The organism is Erythrobacter sanguineus (assembly GCF_900143235.1).
GTDB classification, from domain to species: Bacteria; Pseudomonadota; Alphaproteobacteria; order Sphingomonadales; family Sphingomonadaceae; genus Erythrobacter; species Erythrobacter sanguineus.
Genome location: NZ_FRDF01000004.1, coordinates 175,008 through 192,297, shown reverse-complemented (window position 1 = coordinate 192,297; position 17,290 = coordinate 175,008). Strand labels below are relative to the sequence as shown.

At 64.3% G+C, this 17,290-nt stretch carries 16 protein-coding genes; 6 read left to right on the top strand and 10 right to left on the bottom strand.

From position 1 onward, the window contains the following. Nucleotides 1-16 precede the first annotated feature (16 nt). The gene (putP, locus tag BUA05_RS04525) at nucleotides 17-1,516 is read right to left on the bottom strand and encodes a sodium/proline symporter PutP (protein ID WP_072673465.1); all 1,500 of its coding nucleotides are present in this window, start codon (nucleotides 1,514-1,516) and stop codon (nucleotides 17-19) included. Between the two features lie 171 nt (nucleotides 1,517-1,687). After that, complete coding sequence (gene typA / locus BUA05_RS04520; RefSeq protein WP_072673464.1) at nucleotides 1,688-3,523, bottom strand: translational GTPase TypA; 1,836 nt, start codon at nucleotides 3,521-3,523, stop codon at nucleotides 1,688-1,690. A gap of 419 nt (nucleotides 3,524-3,942) precedes the next feature. Between typA and BUA05_RS04515 the strand changes: the two genes are divergently transcribed. Both BUA05_RS04515 and BUA05_RS04510 read left to right on the top strand, forming a co-directional pair. Beyond that, nucleotides 3,943-6,567: a TonB-dependent receptor gene (locus BUA05_RS04515; RefSeq protein WP_072673463.1), complete on the top strand. Its 2,625-nt coding sequence runs from the start codon at nucleotides 3,943-3,945 to the stop codon at nucleotides 6,565-6,567. Between the two features lie 120 nt (nucleotides 6,568-6,687). Next, entirely contained in the window at nucleotides 6,688-7,134 is a 447-nt protein-coding gene (locus tag BUA05_RS04510; protein WP_072673462.1) for an RDD family protein, read from the top strand. A 27-nt stretch (nucleotides 7,135-7,161) separates the two neighbouring features. Here the strand turns inward: BUA05_RS04510 and BUA05_RS04505 are convergent, their stop codons facing one another. Both BUA05_RS04505 and BUA05_RS04500 read right to left on the bottom strand, forming a co-directional pair. After that, complete coding sequence (locus tag BUA05_RS04505) at nucleotides 7,162-9,687, bottom strand: ABC transporter permease (RefSeq protein WP_072673461.1); 2,526 nt, start codon at nucleotides 9,685-9,687, stop codon at nucleotides 7,162-7,164. Further along, a complete protein-coding gene (locus tag BUA05_RS04500) occupies nucleotides 9,684-10,379 on the bottom strand; it encodes an ABC transporter ATP-binding protein (RefSeq protein WP_072673460.1) in 696 nt (231 codons plus the stop codon). Before BUA05_RS04500 ends, BUA05_RS04505 begins: the two co-directional genes overlap by 4 nt. 59 nt (nucleotides 10,380-10,438) lie before the next feature. Between BUA05_RS04500 and BUA05_RS04495 the strand changes: the two genes are divergently transcribed. Continuing rightward, nucleotides 10,439-11,173 (top strand): arylesterase, encoded by a 735-nt coding sequence (locus BUA05_RS04495; protein ID WP_245790078.1) that lies wholly within the window; start codon nucleotides 10,439-10,441, stop codon nucleotides 11,171-11,173. On the opposite strand, the gene recF is transcribed toward BUA05_RS04495, so the two are convergent. Beyond that, complete coding sequence (recF, locus tag BUA05_RS04490; protein ID WP_072673458.1) at nucleotides 11,170-12,258, bottom strand: DNA replication/repair protein RecF; 1,089 nt, start codon at nucleotides 12,256-12,258, stop codon at nucleotides 11,170-11,172. The genes BUA05_RS04495 and recF overlap by 4 nt on opposite strands. Nucleotides 12,259-12,499: 241 nt before the next feature. Here recF and BUA05_RS14835 point away from each other — a divergent pair, with 241 nt between their 5' ends. Beyond that, the gene (locus BUA05_RS14835) at nucleotides 12,500-12,613 is read left to right on the top strand and encodes an enoyl-CoA hydratase (RefSeq protein WP_211277603.1); all 114 of its coding nucleotides are present in this window, start codon (nucleotides 12,500-12,502) and stop codon (nucleotides 12,611-12,613) included. A 186-nt stretch (nucleotides 12,614-12,799) separates the two neighbouring features. Further along, entirely contained in the window at nucleotides 12,800-13,015 is a 216-nt protein-coding gene (locus BUA05_RS04485; protein WP_072673457.1) for a PspC domain-containing protein, read from the top strand. Between the two features lie 114 nt (nucleotides 13,016-13,129). On the opposite strand, the gene BUA05_RS04480 is transcribed toward BUA05_RS04485, so the two are convergent. From BUA05_RS04480 to BUA05_RS04460, 5 genes are all read right to left on the bottom strand, one after another. Beyond that, the gene (locus tag BUA05_RS04480; protein ID WP_072673456.1) at nucleotides 13,130-13,921 is read right to left on the bottom strand and encodes an SDR family oxidoreductase; all 792 of its coding nucleotides are present in this window, start codon (nucleotides 13,919-13,921) and stop codon (nucleotides 13,130-13,132) included. A gap of 3 nt (nucleotides 13,922-13,924) precedes the next feature. Next, a complete protein-coding gene (locus tag BUA05_RS04475) occupies nucleotides 13,925-14,446 on the bottom strand; it encodes an NUDIX hydrolase (protein ID WP_072673530.1) in 522 nt (173 codons plus the stop codon). A gap of 115 nt (nucleotides 14,447-14,561) precedes the next feature. Next, nucleotides 14,562-15,236 (bottom strand): TPM domain-containing protein, encoded by a 675-nt coding sequence (locus BUA05_RS04470; RefSeq protein ID WP_072673455.1) that lies wholly within the window; start codon nucleotides 15,234-15,236, stop codon nucleotides 14,562-14,564. A gap of 3 nt (nucleotides 15,237-15,239) precedes the next feature. Beyond that, the gene (locus BUA05_RS04465; RefSeq protein ID WP_072673454.1) at nucleotides 15,240-16,076 is read right to left on the bottom strand and encodes a TPM domain-containing protein; all 837 of its coding nucleotides are present in this window, start codon (nucleotides 16,074-16,076) and stop codon (nucleotides 15,240-15,242) included. 5 nt (nucleotides 16,077-16,081) lie between these two features. Next, nucleotides 16,082-16,684, bottom strand: a complete 603-nt coding sequence (locus BUA05_RS04460; protein WP_072673453.1) for a LemA family protein — start codon at nucleotides 16,682-16,684, stop codon at nucleotides 16,082-16,084. 177 nt (nucleotides 16,685-16,861) lie between these two features. On the opposite strand from BUA05_RS04460, the gene mscL reads away from it, so the two are divergent. Next, on the top strand, nucleotides 16,862-17,287 hold the full coding sequence (mscL, locus tag BUA05_RS04455; RefSeq protein WP_072673452.1) for a large conductance mechanosensitive channel protein MscL: 426 nt from the start codon (nucleotides 16,862-16,864) through the stop codon (nucleotides 17,285-17,287). Nucleotides 17,288-17,290: the final 3 nt, after the last annotated feature.

Sequence of the window (17,290 nt, the reverse complement as noted above, 5' to 3'; positions counted from 1 at the left end):
CGCGCAAGGCCGGGGGTTACACCGCCAGCAGCTTTTTCCGGGTCGCCTTGCTGACGATGATGATGGCCAGCATCGCAGCGGCAAAGCCCGGCACGATCTCGTAAAGGCCCGGCCCGCCGAGAAATGCCGAGTTCCAGCCCAGCGCGATCCACACGGCGACCACGCCCGCGCCGGTCATCAGCCCTGCCACCGCGCCTGCACCGGTCATGCCCCCCCTGCGTTCGCCCGCCCTGTCTTCGCCGTGCCACATCAGCGCCAGCAGGATCAGCGGGCCGAAGGCGGCACCAAAGCCCGCCCAGGCATTGGCGACAAGGCCCAGCACTTCGCTGCCAGGGTCGCTCGCCAGCAGACAGGCAGCGATGGCCACCAGCGCCACGGCGATGCGGCTGACATTCACCGCCTCGCGTTCCGAGGCATCGCGGCGCAGGAACAGGCGGTAGAAATCTTCCGTCAGCGAGGAAGATGACACCAGCAATTGCGATGAAATCGTGCTCATGATCGCAGCCAGCAGCGCGGCATAGAGAAAGCCCGTCACCGCCGGGTGGAACAGCAACTGCGCCAGCACGATGAAGATCGTTTCGGGATCGGCGATCACCAGCCCGTTACGCTCGACATAGGCGCGGCCCGCAATACCGAGGCCGATCGAGCCGATCAGCGCAATCCCCATCCAGCCAAGGCCAAAGGCCGCCGCGCGCGGCACGTTCTTCACCTTGTCGATCGCCATGAAACGCACGATGATATGGGGCTGGCCGAAATAGCCCAGCCCCCATGTCACCGCGCTGATAAATCCGATCGCGGTCAGCCCGTGGGTGAGGTCAAGAAAGCCTTCGACCGGGACATCTTTCAGGCTTCCGCCCGCTTCGCCCCCGGCGCCGAACATCACCACCGCCGGCATGATGACAAGCGCGCCCATCATGATCAGGCCCTGCACGAAATCGGTCAGGCTGACGGCAAGAAACCCGCCGATCATGGTGTAGGCCAGCACGATCCCGGCGGTGATCAGGATGCCGAGCATGTAATCGCTCATGCCGCTATTCGGCAGGATACCCGCGAAAGCCGTCTCGAACAGCTTGCCTCCGCCCACCAGCCCTGCGGCGGTGTAGACGGTGAAGAAGGCGACGATGATGATGGCCGAGGTGACGCGCAGCGCGGTGCCGCGTTCGGGGAAACGGTTGGCGAGGAATTGCGGGATGGTGAGCGCATTGCCGATCCGTTCGGTCTGTTCGCGCAGGCGCGGCGCGACCAGCACCCAATTGGCGACCGCACCGAGGAACAACCCGATGCCGATCCACGCCTCGACCAGTCCGGCCGCATAAAGCGCGCCCGGCAGGCCCAGCAGCAGCCAGCCCGACATGTCGCTCGCCCCGGCGCTGAGCGCCGCAACCGAAGGCGGCAGATTGCGCCCGGCCAGCAGATAGCCTTCGGAATCCCCGGTCGATTTTTTCCAGGCATAAAGCCCGATGGCGAGCATGAGGACAAAATATGCGGCGAGAGAAGCGAGGGTGGCACTGTTCATGGCGCGCGGGGTAACAAGCTGGCCCGTGCTTGACCACCGGCGGGCCGAAATTCGCAAGGATTGCCAAGACAATCCCCCGCCACCCTAAGCCTGTGTCCCGCCAGCGCGGTTTGCGGCAAGATTATGTCGCTTGCCAGATGCCTGCGCCCCCGGCCCGGGGGCGCGTGCGCCTCAATCCTCTTTCTTGCGCCGCGCTTTCTTGCGCTCGTGCGGGTCGAGGATCGCCTTGCGCAGGCGGATCGATTGTGGGGTTACTTCGACCATTTCGTCATTGTCGATATAGGCGATGGACTGTTCCAGCGTCATCCGGCGCGGCGGGGTGAGGCGGATCGCATCGTCCTTGCCGCTGGAACGCACGTTGGACAATTGCTTGGCCTTCATCGGGTTCACTTCAAGATCATCGGGCTTGGCGTTCTCGCCGATGATCATCCCGGCGTAGACCTTCATCTGCGCGCCGATGAACAGCTCGCCGCGTTCTTCCAGCATGTTGAGCGCATAGGCATTGGCATCGCCATCGCCGTTGGAGATCAGCACGCCGTTGTTGCGGCCTTCGATCGGGCCTTTGTAGACGTCATACTTCTCGAACAACCGGTTCATGATCCCGGTGCCGCGCGTGTCGGACAGGAATTCGCCGTGATAGCCGATCAGCCCGCGCGAGGGGGCCGAGAAGGTGATGCGGGTCTTGCCCACGCCCGAGGGGCGCATTTCGGTAAGGTCGGCCTTGCGGCGCTGCATTTTCTCGACGACCGTGCCGGAATGTTCGTCATCCACGTCGATGACGACCGTTTCGTAAGGCTCCATGCGCTTGCCATCTTCCTCGCGGAACAGCACGCGCGGGCGGCTGATGCCGAGTTCGAAGCCTTCACGGCGCATCGTTTCGATCAGCACGCCCAGCTGCAATTCGCCGCGCCCGGCGACTTCGAAGCTGTCCTTGTCCTCGCTTTCTGTGACGCGGATGGCGACGTTGGTTTCCGCCTCGCGCAGCAACCGGTCGCGGATCATGCGGCTGGTGACCTTGCTGCCTTCGCGTCCCGCAAGCGGGCTGTCATTCACGGCAAAGCGCATCGCCAGGGTCGGCGGGTCGATCGGCTGCGCGGCGATCGGTTCGCTGACGGAAGGATCGCAGATGGTGTTGGCCACGGTCGCCTTTTCAAGGCCCGCCAGCGCGATGATGTCACCGGCCTGCGCGGTTTCCACCGGCACGCGTTCCAGACCGTCAAAGCTCATCAGCTTGGTGGCGCGGCCGACTTCGACGACCTTGCCGTCCATGTCGATGGCGTGAATCGGATCATTGACCTTGATGGTGCCCGACTGCACCCGGCCGGTGATCACGCGCCCCATGAAGTTGTCACGATCAAGCAGCGTCGCAAGGAAGCTGAACTTGGCGTCCGGATCGAGTCCGGGCGAGGGGACGTGCTCGATGATTTTCTCGAACAGCGGAGCAAGGCTGCCTTCGCGCCGATCCTGGTCCTCGCTCGCATAGCCATCGCGGCCCGAGGCATAGAGCACCGGGAATTCGAGCTGGTCGTCGGCGGCATCGAGGCTGACGAACAGGTCGAACACCTCGTCGAGCACTTCCTGCGGGCGGCCATCGGGACGGTCGATCTTGTTGACCACCACGATCGGGCGCAGTCCCAGCGCCAGCGCCTTGCCGGTCACGAATTTGGTCTGCGGCATCGCGCCTTCGGCGCTGTCGACCAGCAGGATCACGCCGTCGACCATGCTCAGGATGCGTTCCACCTCGGCGCCGAAATCGGCGTGGCCGGGGGTGTCGACGATGTTGATCCGCGTGGTCTCGCCATCGGCCCCGTGCCACTCGACACTGGTGCACTTGGCAAGGATGGTGATCCCGCGTTCCTTTTCGAGATCGCCCGAATCCATCGCCCGTTCTTCCACCCGCTGGTTGTCGCGGAAGGTGCCGGACTGGCGGAACAACTGGTCGACCAGCGTGGTCTTGCCGTGGTCGACGTGGGCGATGATCGCGATATTTCTCAGCGAGGAGGACATTTTTTCGATTTTTCCACTCTGCAACCCGGGCGCAGCGGCTCCGGGCAGGTCAAATGCATGGCGCGCGGCCGGGCGCGCGGGGTTAGGCCGGGTTTATGGCAGGTTGGCGACAGGCGGCGACGTTACGGCATGGTGCCGCGAGCGCGCTGCTTGTTGCGTTGCAACATTGCCGCGCCGCCTAGCGCAACTGCGCCCAAGGGGCAAGCTTTGGGGCGCGGACAATGCTTTGCGGCGGGTCAGACACTGTTGCCTGCGCGCCACACAGGGAGGTTTTGCCTCGGAAAAGCGCGGGCTTTGCGCTTGTCGCGCAATCGTCACTCGCTTATCAGTCTCACCCACGACCGCGGGAGAGAGCGCATCGTATGATGCGAGCCGGAAAACCGGTACCGGGGTCGGGGGATTTGAGGAGAGGAATTTCCATGCGTTCGACCGTGACCGGCAATGCCGGATCGTACCGATTCACCCTGCTTGCAGGTGCCGCCGCTTTTGCCGTTGCCATGCCGGGCGCCGCGCTCGCGCAGGATCAGGGGCCCGAACTCGAGGCGCCCGAAAGCAGCAACCAGATCATCGTTACCGCCTCCAAGCGTGAACAGACGTTGCAGGAAACCCCGATCGCGGTCTCGGTGACCAGCGGCGAGGTGATCGAACTGGCGCAAATCCGCGACGTGCTCGACCTGCAGACCGTCACCCCCTCGCTGCGGGTGAGCCAGTTGCAGACATCGTCGGCATCGACTTTCATCATCCGCGGCTTCGGCAACGGCGATAACAACTTCGGCGTGGAACCTTCGGTCGGCGTGTTCATCGACGGCGTGTTCCGCTCGCGCTCTGCCGGGGCCCTGTCCGATCTCAACAACATCCAGCGCATCGAAGTGCTGAACGGCCCGCAATCGACCCTGTTCGGCAAGAACGCCAGCGCCGGCGTGATCTCGATCATCACCAAGGAACCGCAGTTCGAATTCGGCGGCAGTGTTGAGGCGTCCTACGGGAACTTCAACAACGTCTTCTTGCGCGGTGATATTACCGGTCCGATTACCGACAACATCGCCTTCTCGCTCGACGCCACCTACCAGAATCGCGATGGTACGGCTGAAATCGTCAATCTCGGGGTTGATCAGAATGATCGCAACCGCTGGTCGACCCGTGGTCAGTTGCTGATCGAGCCTTCGGCCGATTTCCGCATCCGCGCCATTGCCGACTATTCGCGCATTGATGAAGTCTGCTGTCAGGTCGGCACTGTTGTCGCCGGCCCGACCGCGCCTGCGCTCAACCTGCTCGGCGGGCAGGTGCAGACGTTCGACACCTTCTTTGATCGCACTGCGAACCTTAACATTGTGCCGGAGAACACGGTCGACAATTACGGCGGCTCGATCCAGATGGATTACACCGCCGGGGCGCTGAGCTTCACCTCGATCACCGCCTATCGCGAACTGCAGAACTTCTTCCGTTCGGATATCGACTACACCGCAGCCGATATCGCCAATGAACAGCGCGATCAGGGGGTCAAGACCTTCACGCAGGAGTTCCGGGTTGCTTCGGATTTCGATGGTCCGATCAACTTCCTGGTTGGCGGCTTCTACTTCGACGAGACGATCACGCAGGAAAGCCGCATCGAGAACGGCGACCAGATCCGCGACTTCTTCGAAATCCTGGCAGGGGGCAATCCGGCCGATGTGCTGGCTGGCAACCCCAGCGTGTTCAACGGGGTCGAGGCCGGGCTGGGCCTGCCACAGGAAAGCATTTTCCTGACCCCGCTGCTCACCAGCGAGAACTTCCGGATGGAAAACGAAGCCTTGTCGATCTTCGGCACGGTGGATTTCGAGCCGGTCGACGGCCTCGTGCTGACCGCGGGCTTCAACTACACTGATGACAAGAAGCGGTTCGCGCTGAGCCAGCAGAGCTTCGATCCGATGGCCAACATCAATTTTGTTGATGCGGTGATTGTCGGCCAGATTGCTCAGGCCACAGCGACGCCTCCGGCCAATGTCGGCCCGGCTGAAATCGCTGCATTCCAGGCTGCCAACCCGGCAGCTTTTGCGGCGATCGCCGGGGCGGCGACCGACCCGTCCATCAACACGCTGCTTGGGCTTCAGCCATTCCAGTTCCAGCCGCCCTTCCTCGCCATTCCCAACGCTGTCGAAGATGGCCGGACGAATGACGACGAATTCACGTACCTGCTGCGGGCCGCCTATTCGGTTTCGCCGGAGGTCAATGTCTACGCCAGCTACGCCACCGGCTTCAAGGCAAGCTCGATCAACCTGTCACGTGATAGCCGTCCGCTGGGTACCGACTTCACGGCCGGGCCGCGCGGGTCGACCATTCTGGCTCCGTCCTCGCCGATCCGTGACGCTGGTCTGGCCGTGCCGAACCTCGTTTCGGGTACGCGCTTTGCCGCGCCGGAAAAAGCCGAAGTCTACGAAATCGGCATCAAGGGTCAGTGGCCGGGCATCGGCTTCAACCTTGCCGTGTTCGATCAGACGATTCAGGACTTCCAGAGCTTCGCCTTCACCGGCACCGGTTTTGCGCTGCGCAATGCGGGCGAGCAGTCGGTCAAGGGGTTCGAGTTCGACACCACGATCCAGCCGACCGATGGTCTGATCCTGACCTTTGCGGTGACCCACCTCGATCCGCTGTTCGACAGTTTCGAAGGTTCGGTCGTCGGCGATCTGTCGGGCCAGCGTCCGGGCGGTATTCCGGCGTGGGCCATCTCCACCTCGGCGACTTACACGCATGAGTGGGATAGCGGTTCAAGGCTGATCACCCGCCTCGATTACAATCACGAGAGCAACACCGACATTAACAACGGCCTGCCGACCTTCAACGCTGCGCTGGGCAACACCCAGATTTTCCGCCGCGAGGTGAACCTTGTGAATGGCGCGGTGACGCTGGCGCTCAACAACGGGCTGGAATTCGGTCTGTGGGGCCGCAACTTGCTCGACGATGAGTACCTTCTGACGGTGTTCGATGGCGTTGCGCAGGCGGGCACGGTGTCGGGTTATCCGAACCAGCCGCGGACCTATGGCGGTCTGGTGCGCTTCCGCTTCTGATCGGATAGCGACGCAAACATGAAAAGGCCCTGCGCAGCGATGCGCGGGGCCTTTTTCGTTGCGCCTGCGGCAGGAATGTGATGCTTTGTCAGGGCTTCGTCAGCACAAGGGGATCATCACATGAATTATGCCGGCTTCTGGATCCGGGTCGTTGCCTATATCATCGACCTGCTGCCGCTCATCGTAATCGGTATCGCATTGGCGCTGCTGTTCGGCGATCCGCTTGTCGATACAGACCCCAGCCCGACCTTCGGAGCCTCGGATCTGCTCGGTCTGGTGATCGGCATCGCCTATTTCGTCGGCTTCGAAAGCTCTTCGTGGCAGGCCACGCCGGGCAAGCGGGCACTGGGCCTGATCGTGACCGATGCCGAAGGGCGGCGGATCTCGCCTGCGCGCGCCTTGGGCCGGTATTTCGGCAAGATTCTGTCGGGTGTGATCCTGCTGATCGGCTACATCATGATCGCCTTTACCGAACGCAAGCAGGGCCTGCATGATTTTCTCGCAGGCACACTGGTGATCAAGGGCCAGCCCGGCGACGTCGGCTATGACCCGACGGTGTTCGATTAATTCCTGCGCGGCGCGCGCGGGCGGGGGCTATAGCTCGCGCAGCGCCCGCGCCGGTTTCGCCCGCAACAGCGGCAGCGATCCGGCCAGCGCAAACGCCAGTACCAGGGCCACGCCGAGGCCGAGTACGCCGAGCACCTGCCCCCAGTCGGGCAGCCAGTCGAAGCTGAACAGCTGGGTGATCACCACCCACGCCAGCGCCGATCCCAGCCCCAGCGCGACCAGCGCCAGCACGCCTGCGATCAGGCCATATTCCGCCAGTTGCAGAAGCAGGATCTGCCGCCGGCTTGCGCCCAGCACCCGCAGCATTACCGTGTCATAGGTGCGTGCCGCGCGCGCCGCTGCAATCGCGCCCATCAGCACCGCGAGCCCCGCCAGCACCGTCACCGCCGCCGCCGCCAGCGTTGCCAGACTCACCTGCTGGAGCAGATTGCGCGCCTCCACCAGAATACCGCCGATCTCGATCACCGAACTGGACGGCAGTTTGCGCACCATGGCCCGCAACAAGGCTCCGCGCGCGGCAGGATCGGCATCGTCGGGCAGATCGATGGTGGCGGCAAGATTGTGCGGTGCGTCGCTGATGGCATTGCGGCTAAAGACCAGCGTGAAATTGAATCCCATGCTTTCCCAGTCGATCTCGCGCAGATTGGCGATCCGGGCGGTGCGTTCCACCCCGAGAATGCCGATGGTCAGGTAATCGCCGACCTTCAGGCCGGTCGCTTCGGCCAGTTGGGTATCGATCGAAACCAGCGGTTCGCCATCATGCATCGGGCTCCACCACTGGCCGGCGATCACGCGGTTACCCGGCGGCAGGCGGTCGGCATAGGTCAGACCGCGTTCGCCGCGCAGCGCCCAGGCGCCTTCGGGAATTTCCGCAAGATCGGCAACGCGGGTCATGGCATCCCTTGGCCCATAGGCCAGCACCGCCCCGCGCATGGTTGGGACAGAGCGGATCGCGGCCTTGGGGAAATCGGCCTGCACCAGTTCGATAAACCGGCGTTCCTTGTCGCGCGGCACGTCGAGCACGAAATAGTCGGGGGCTTCGCGCGGCACGCGGCTCTGGATATTGCCGTCAATCGCGCTCTGCACCGCGGCGAGCAGCACGAAGGCGGCAAGGCCAAAGCCCAATGCCGTCACCAAGGCGCCGGTGGGCGCGCCGGGGCGGTGAATATTGGACAAGGCGCTCCTGAGCAGCGGGTTGGCCGGACGCGGCAGGCGGCGGGCGAGGTGCTGGATCGCCCAGCCAAGCCCCGACAGCACCAGCAGCGCAGCCCCCGCTCCCAACAGGAACCCGCCCGACAACATCGGCTGATCGGTGGTCAGCAGCGCCAGCGCACAGATCGCTGCAAGGCCGATGCCGGTCGCAATCAGCGCGCGCCGGTCACGCGACAGCGGCACCACGCCTGACCGCATCAGCGCCATCGCAGGGAAGGTGCGCGCGCGCAGCAGCGGGGCTGCGGCAAAGGCGAAGGCCACCAGCAGCCCATATGCGCCCGCCAGCGCCAGCGGGGCAGGCGCGATGATAAATCCGCTGTCGACCGGCAGCAGCCCATCAAGCGCGGCGGCGAGCAGCGGCGTGACCAGCACGCCTGCCGCCAGCCCGGCGATGCTCCCTGCCAGCGAGGCAACGCCGATCTGCATGGCATAGATGCGAACGATGTCGCTGGAGGTCGCCCCCAGCACCTTGAGCGTCGCGATGCTGGTGCGGCGCTGATCGAGATAGGATGATACGCCGCCGGCAATCCCGATCCCCGCAATCACCAGCGCGGCAAGCCCCACGAGCGTGAGAAAATCGCTCATCTGGCGCACGAAACGGTCGGCCCCGGGCGAGGCGCGGTCGCGGGTGCGGATGTCGAACCCGGCATCGGGGAAAGCCTTGGTCAGCGCTTCTTCCACCGCTTCGGGATTGCGCCCCGGATCGGCAAAGGCGACGCGGTGCTTGCTCTGGTATAGCGCGCCGGGTTGCAGCAATCCGGCCTGCGCGGGGACATCTTCGGCGACGATCACCGTCGGGCCGAGCTGGAACCCTTCTGACAGGCGATCAGGTTCGTCCGCGATGACCCCTGCGGCGGTCAGTCTTGCGGTGCCAACGGTGAATTCATCGCCCACCTTGATGCCGAGCCGTTCCAGCGCGCTTTCCGCGATCCACGCGTCCGTGCCGGAAGGCGCAGCCACTTCGCGCCCATCGGCCAGCACCAGTGCGCCGAACATCGGCCATTTGGCGTCCACCGCCTTCAATTCGATCGGCGCGGCGGCATCGGGCGTGCTCGCCATCGCCTGAAGGCGGAACCCGCCCGACACTTCGCCATATTCGCCAAGCGCGGCCAATTCCTCAGCCGAAAGGTCGCGCTGCCACACCTCGACTTCGAGATCGCCGCCCAGCAGTTCCTGCCCGCTCGACGCCAGCTCGCGCTCGATCGCCGAGGTCAGCGTGCCGATGGCAGCCAGCGCCGCGGTGCCGAGGAAGATGCACACCAGCAGCAGGCGCAGTCCCCTGAACCGGGCGTTGAGGTCGCGCCGGGCGATGGTCCAGGCTGTGCTCCAGGACAGGTTCATGCCGCGCCCGAAGTGTCGGACACGATCACGCCGTCAGCCATGGTCAGCACCCGTTCGCAGCGCGCGGCAAGGCTGGCATCATGGGTGATGATCAGCAGCGTCGCTCCGGTTTCGGCGCGGCGGGCAAACAGCAGTTCGATGATTTCCGCGCCGGTGGCGGCATCGAGATTGCCGGTCGGCTCGTCCGCGAAGATCAGTTCCGGGCGCGGTGCGGTGGCCCGCGCGATGGCGACGCGTTGCTGTTCCCCGCCCGAAAGCTGGGTGGGATAATGCCCGGTGCGATGGCCAAGACCAACCGCTTCCAGTTCGGCAATCGCGCGCGGGCGGGCGTTTTCCATGCCCGCCAGTTCCATCGGGGTAGCGACGTTTTCGGCCGCCGTCATGGTGGGGAGCAGGTGAAAGGCCTGCAGCACGATCCCGATCCGGCCCCGGCGCGCAGCGGCAAGGCCATCTTCCGAAAGTCCCGCGAAATCCGCGCCTGCAACCATCACGCTGCCCCCGCTGGCGCGCTCCAGCCCGGATAGCACGGCCATCAGCGAGCTTTTGCCCGAGCCTGATGGGCCGAGCAGCGCGACCACTTCGCCGCGGGCGATGTCGAGATCGATACCCCGCAGGATCGTGACCGGCGCGGCACTGCTGCCGAGGGTCAATGTGAGATTGCGGGCGGAGATTGCGAGAGAGGGGCTTGTCACGGGGTTCCGATGGCATAGGTGAGACGATGCAACAAGCTACAGGTATGGAAGGCTCGCGGATGCACAAGCGCGGTTGGTCGAAAATCGGGACATTGGGCGCAGTTCTTGCGCTGATGACGCTGGCGGCATGCGACAATCCGGCCGAGGATGCGGCGGTTCCGCCCGCTTCGGGCGCAGCGCTGGGCGCAGGCGAAGGGCCGCCGCCGATCCCGGTGATGGGGCCCGAACGCCGTATCCTTGCCTTTGGCGACAGCCTGTTTGCTGGCTATGGTCTCGACCCGGCGCAAAGTTACCCCGCGCAGCTTGAGGCGGCTTTGCGCGCAAAGGGGGTGAATGCACGGATCGCCAATGCGGGCGTATCGGGCGATACCACCGCTGCCGGACTGCAACGGCTGGCCTTCACGCTCGATGCGCAGAACGAAAAGCCCGATCTGTTCATCCTCGAACTGGGCGGCAATGATCTGCTGCGCGGGCTTTCGCCGACAGAGACCAAGGCCAATCTCGACAAGATGATCGATGAGCTGAAGGCGCGGGATATTCCGGTGCTGTTGATGGGCATGCGCGCGCCGCCGAACTACGGGCCGGAATATCAGGCGCAATTTGATGGGCTCTACCGCGAATTGGCGAAATCCCACCGCGTCGAGCTGATCCCGTTCTGGCTGGAGGACATCTACCGCGAGCCCGAGCTGTTCCAGAACGACAAGATCCACCCCACCGCCGAGGGGATCGATCGATTGGTGGCCTCGACCATTGAACAGGTCGAGGGGGCCTTGCCTCAGCCCGCCGAAAGCTAGAGCCGTTCCACGCCTCCGCCGCTGACCCGCCAGATTGCCGCTTCGCCCCGGATCGCTGCGAACGGGGCAAGTTCGGTGCCGGTCATCCACACCTGTGCGCGTCCCTCCCGGAGGCGGCGGAACAATTCGGTGCGGCGCACGGGATCGAGATGGGCGGCGACTTCATCGAGCAGCAGCACGCTGGGGCGGCCCGCTGACGCCAGAATCCCGTGGGCCAGCGTGATCGCGATCAGCATCGCCTTCTGCTCGCCGGTCGAACAGGACGCAGCGGGCTGCCGGGTCGATGCCATGACCACTTCCAGTTCATCGCGCTGTGGCCCGGTGAGCGTGCGCCCGGCGGCCCGGTCGCGCGGGCGCTGGCGGGCGAGTTCGGCGCGCAAACCGGTCTCGTCGGTCGGGCCGCCGGGGCGATAGGTCAGGGCGGGGCGGGCGAAGGGTTCAGGCGGGAGGGCGGAAAGTTCATCCGCCAGCCGCAGGATCAGCTGCGCGCGGGTCGCGGCCACCGCAGCGCCATGGTCTGCCGCCTGCGCTTCGACCGCATCCAGCCAGCTGCGATCACCGCCATGTTCGAGCAGGCGCCCGCGTTCGCGCAAGGCGGCCTCCAGCGCATTCACCCGCTGCGCATGATCGGGCGCAATCGCCAGCGCCATGCGGTCAACAAAGCGCCGCCGTGCGCCTGCGCTGTCGGTGAACAGTCCGTCCATCGCCGGGGTCAGCCAGGACAGGGCCAGCCATTCGGCAAGGCTGGCCGCGCTGGCGGGTGCGCCATTGACCCGCACCAGCCGCCGTCCGGGCTGGCCGGCTTCGGTATAGGTGCCGAGCCGGGCGGAGACCGTGCCCGCTTCGGTCAGGCTGGCGCCGATGGCGAAAGGCAGCGGGTCATCGCCCGGCGCGGGCCTGCGGGCAAGGTCAGCAAGGTTGGCACGCCTGAGCCCCCGTCCCGGCCCGAGCAGCGACAAAGCTTCGAGCAGGTTGGTTTTCCCGGCGCCATTCTCTCCCACCAACAGGTTGAAATGCGCCGTCTCGCCGAGCGTCGTGGCCGCATGATTGCGGAAATTTTCGAGGCTGATCTTGCTGAGCGCCATGGCTGATGCGCGGTTAGCGAGAGGGCGCGGATTTGGCCAGTCTGTGGCGTGCAAAACCCAGATCCCAATCCTTGGGAAATTTTCCTAAACTTTCGGCAAGGTGAATGATGTGTCGCCCAGTTGAAAGCAAGGGAATGGCTGATTTCCGCCATTCCTCGAGTTTGGCACGCCTCCTGCAAAGTGTTCTTCGTCCCCGGGATGGTCCCGGAAAAACGCACGAAACACCAAAAGGAGACTTCACATGTTTGCCATTGAAAGCGCCAACCGCCTGTTCGCCGCCGCGTTCTCGGTCGTCATTTCGGCCGCGTTCTTTGCCTACGCGATCATTCCTGCCAGCCCCGGCCTTGTTGCCTGAGCCTGACCAGCATCCACACTTTTACAAAGGACCAGTTTCCTATGTTCGGCCCCGAAAACACTGCCTGCTTCGCCTCTGCCGCCTTCGCGGTGATCCTGACGATTGCGAGCTTTGCCTACGCCATCGTTCCCGCCAGCCCCGGTCTGGTGGCCTGACAACCCCTTTCGCAACAGGAGCCTTACCCCAATGAACAACGTGACCCGCAATCCCGATGGCAAGCCGCCCCGCGCCGGCTTCCGCCTCGACAAGACCAACGCCAAGGTCTTTGGCGTCTGCGCCGGGATTGCCGACTATTTCGGCATTGATGCCCTGCTGGTGCGGATCGGCTTTGTCGCCGGCACCCTGCTCGGCTTCGGCAGCTTCCTGCTGATCTACCTCGCAATCGCGCTGATCGCGGATTGAGCCTGGCATCTTCGACCAGAGCGGTTCCCGGTTTGTCGGATCCGCCAGGCACCGAATTGAAACAACCGGGAGGGGCCGCAAAGGCCCCTCTCTTTTTTCATTGGCTCTGTTTCGTCACATCGCCGAAATGCCGCCGTCGAGCTTCAGCTCCGCCCCGGTCATGAAGCGGCTTTCGTCGCTGGCGAGATACAGCACCGCATTGGCGATGTCGTTCGGTTCGCCCACGAATTTGAGCGGGATCTGCCGCGCCAGCTTTTCCAGCAGCACATCCTTGTCGAGCGATGCCGCCCTGGCTGTCCCGTCAAGGATCGGAGTGTCGACAAAGGTCGGGTGCACCGAATTGCAGCGGATATTCATGTTCTTTTTGGCGCAATGCAGCGCGATCGACTTCGACAGCATCCACACCGCCGCCTTGGACGCATTATAGGCCGGCATGGTGTCGCTGGCGATCAGGCCTGCGATGCTGGAGATGTTGATGATCGATCCCGGCGCATGTTCGCGCATCAGCGGCAGTGCCTTCTGGCAGCCGTGGAAGATCGAATTGACGTTGATGTCGAAACAGCGCTGCCAATCGGCAAAGTCGCAGGTTTCGATGTTCCCCGCCACCCCGATCCCGGCATTGTTGACCAGCACGTTCAATCCGCCAAGGTGTTCGCGTGCCGCGTCAACCGCCGCTTCCCATTGTGCCGGATCGGTCACGTCATGCGCGATGCCGAAAGCGGTGCCTTCGCCCATCTCGGCGTTGATCAGCGCCGCGGTTTCGGCAGCGCCTGCGCCATTGATGTCGGTCGCCAACACCCGCGCACCTTCCTGCGCCAGCCGGATGCAATGCGCGCGGCCAAGGCCCTGCGCGCCCCCGGTTACCAATGCGAGCTTGCCCGCGACCCGTCCTGCCCGTTCTGCCATAACTCAATCCTCTCCCAGATATTCCGGTGTCAAAAGCATCGCGATCCGCACATCGACCGCGTGGCCTGCGCGCCGCCACTCGGCCACGAAGCGCGAAAGATCGTGCAAGGCAACCCGGTGGACGATGATATTTTCGCCTTCGGTGCCGCCGCCATCGCCGACCTTTTCCAGATCGCGCGCGCGTAGCAGCGTGAAACATTCCGAGACCATGCCCGGCGATGAGTAGAATTCGCCCAGCACCTCCAGCCGTCCGGCGCGATAACCGGTTTCCTCCTCCAGCTCGCGCGCGGCGGCAAGGGTCGCGTCCTCGCCCTGCTTGCCTTCATCATCGCCGACAAGACCGGCGGGAATTTCGAGGCTGAAACGCCCCAGCGGCACGCGGTACTGGCTGACCAGCAGGACGTGGCGGGTGCCATCAGGATCCCTGTCCAGCGCGATGATCGCCGCTGCCCGGATGCCGCGCGCACGCCCGACATATTCCCAGCGGCCGCGTGTCTTGGCGGTGATGAAGCGGCCTTCCCACATCACCTGTTCGGGAAGGTCGGCGTCGCGGTCTTTTTGCAAGGGAAACTCCGTCGGGGCAGGCAGGCTTGATCCTGCGAGACAGGCTCTGTCGCGCCGGGTCAAGAGGGAAGGGTGCCTAAACCTCGATCAGCCGGTCGGGCAGTTCGTTCTCGTCATCGTCCCCGCGCGGGAAATGCTGGGCGAGTACGAAGCCGACATCGCGGATTCCCACCGCCAGCCCCTCGGCGATGCATCCCTTGCGTATCTCGGCGAGCATGTCGCCCATCGCCTCGCCCCAGACTTCGGCGGACACAAGTTGTGCGATGCTTTCGTCAGCCACGATTTCAGCCCGGTGTTCGCGCATGGAAAGGTAGATCATCACGCCCGTATGGCCGGTGGTGCGGCGTTCTGCCCCGACCTTGAACTTGCGCACCGCCTGTTCGTGGACCCGCGCCGTCTTGGCCGGGCCGGGGATCAGCGCGAATTTGAGCGGCTCCCACTGCTGCACCAGTAGCACCATGAGGAAGGTGACGAGGCCCAGTCCGATCACCATGCTGGCCAGTTCCCCGGTGGTCCATTGGTGCCCCCAGCCGCCGATCAGGCTATCCCACAGTTGCAGGAACGGGAGCGGGAACGCGGCAAACACGCTCATCACGGTAAACGCCGCGCCTATCGCCCAGAGCAGGGCGACATCGGTATAATCGTCGCTGCGGTCGGCCAAGACCGGCACGATCTCGCCCGAGGTCGCGCTTTCCGCTTCGGTCACCGCTTCGGCGACCAGTTTTCGCCCGGCATCATCAAGATAGGCCATGTTCTACCACCCTCCGGAGGCGCCGCCGCCCCCGAACGAGCCGCCACCGCCCGAAAATCCGCCGCCCCCGCCAAAGCCGCCGCCGCTGCCGCCACCGCCCGACATCGCACCGCGCAGGATCGCGCTGCCGACTTCCCACAGGATGATGTCGCGCGCCGTATCACCGACATCGCGCCCGCGATCGCCCCACGGGCCGCGCCCGCTCGAGCGATATTTGCGCCGCCGGCCCGACCGCATGATTGGCAGGACGAAGAAGAAGAACATGAAGGCCAGCCAGATCAGCACGCCGACGGGAAAGCCGCCGTCGCTTTGCCTCGCCTTGCCCGCTTGGGCGGCGACCTGCGCGGCTTCTTCGGGGGGCAATTGCAACTGGGTGATAATCGCGTCGGTTCCGGCCGCAATCCCGCCGGGAAAATCCCCGTCGCGGAAACGCGGCAAGATGGCGTTCTGGATGATCAGCGAGGACAATGCATCGGTAAGATAGCCTTCGAGGCCATAGCCGACTTCGATCCGCACCTTGCGATCATTGGGCGCAACCAGCAGCAGCGCGCCGTCATTGCGGCTTTCATCGCCAAGGCCCCATGCACGTCCAAGCTGATAGCCGTAATCGGCGATGTCATAGCCTTGCAGATCGGGAATGGTGGCGACCACCAATTGCCGCTGCGACTGCGTTTCCAGCGCCTCAAGCCGGGCGGTCAGCGCCGCTTCTTCCTCTGGCGAGAGGATGTCGGCCTTATCGATCACGCGCCCGGTGAGTTCGGGAAATTGCGGCTGTGCGGCAAGCGGGGAGGCAAACCACGCCCCCGCCAACGCGAGCAATATGAGCAGCGACCGGATCACGCCGATCAGTTGCTCGTCATGTCGAGCGTCGGGGCGGCTTCCGCGCCTTCGGTCACGGCGGCATAGGGCACCAGCGGCTCGGCCCCGTGGATGATGTTTGCGCCGATGATGTCGGGGAAGGTGCGGATCGTGGTGTTATACTTGCGCACCGCCTCGTTGTAGTCGCGGATGGCGACCGCGATGCGGTTTTCCGTGCCTTCGAGCTGGCTTTGCAGCGCAAGGAAGTTCTGGTTCGACTGGATCTGCGGATAGGCCTCGAAGCTCGCCAGCAGACGTCCGATGCCCTGGCTCAATTGGCCCTGCGCGGCGGCGAACTGCTCCATCGCGGCGGGATCGTCAAGATTGTCGGCGCTGACATTGACGCTGGTCGCACGCGCGCGGGCCTCGGTTACTTCGGTGAGGATCGCCCGCTCGCTTTCGGCAGCACCGCGCGCGACTTCGGCGAGGTTGGGGACGAGGTTGGCACGGCGCTGGAACTGCGCTTCGACATCGGCCCACTTGGCCTTGGCTTCTTCCTCGGCCGCGGGCACCGAGTTGATCCCGCAGGCCGCAAGGCTGAGCGCGGCCACGGCGGCGAACGCGCCGCGCAGCATGGTGGTGAATTTCATGAATCGATCCCTTCTGATGGCGCGAGCCCCCGATTCAAAGCAGCGCAGCAACTTCCTGTATTGTCGATATAGCACACCCCCTTGCCGGTTCAAGCCGTGAACGGACAAAATCACGTGGCTTGGCAGGTCGCCGCGAGAGTGCCAGAAGGGGGCAAACAGCACATGAAGGGGATTAGCATGTTGTCGGAATTCAAGGCCTTCATCGCCAAGGGCAATGTGATGGAGCTGGCGGTCGCGGTGATCATCGGGGGCGCGTTTTCGGGGATCGTGAAGTCGCTGACAGATGAGATCATCATGCCGGTTGTCGGCGCGATTTTCGGCAATATCGATTTCTCGGATCGCTACATCGTGCTTGCGGGCGAGGTCGAACCCGGCACGACGCTGGCCGCCGCGCGCGAGGCCGGGGCCAATGTGCTGGGGCTGGGGGCGTTCGTTTCGGTGATGATCAACTTCGTGATCCTCGCCTTCATCATCTTTATGCTGGTGCGCTATGCGACCAGGATCACCACCCAGTTCGAAAAGAAGAAAGAAGAAGTCGCAGCGCCCGCCGGGCCGACTGAAATCGAGCTGCTGGCCGAGATCAGGGACGCGCTGAAGAAGTGAGGG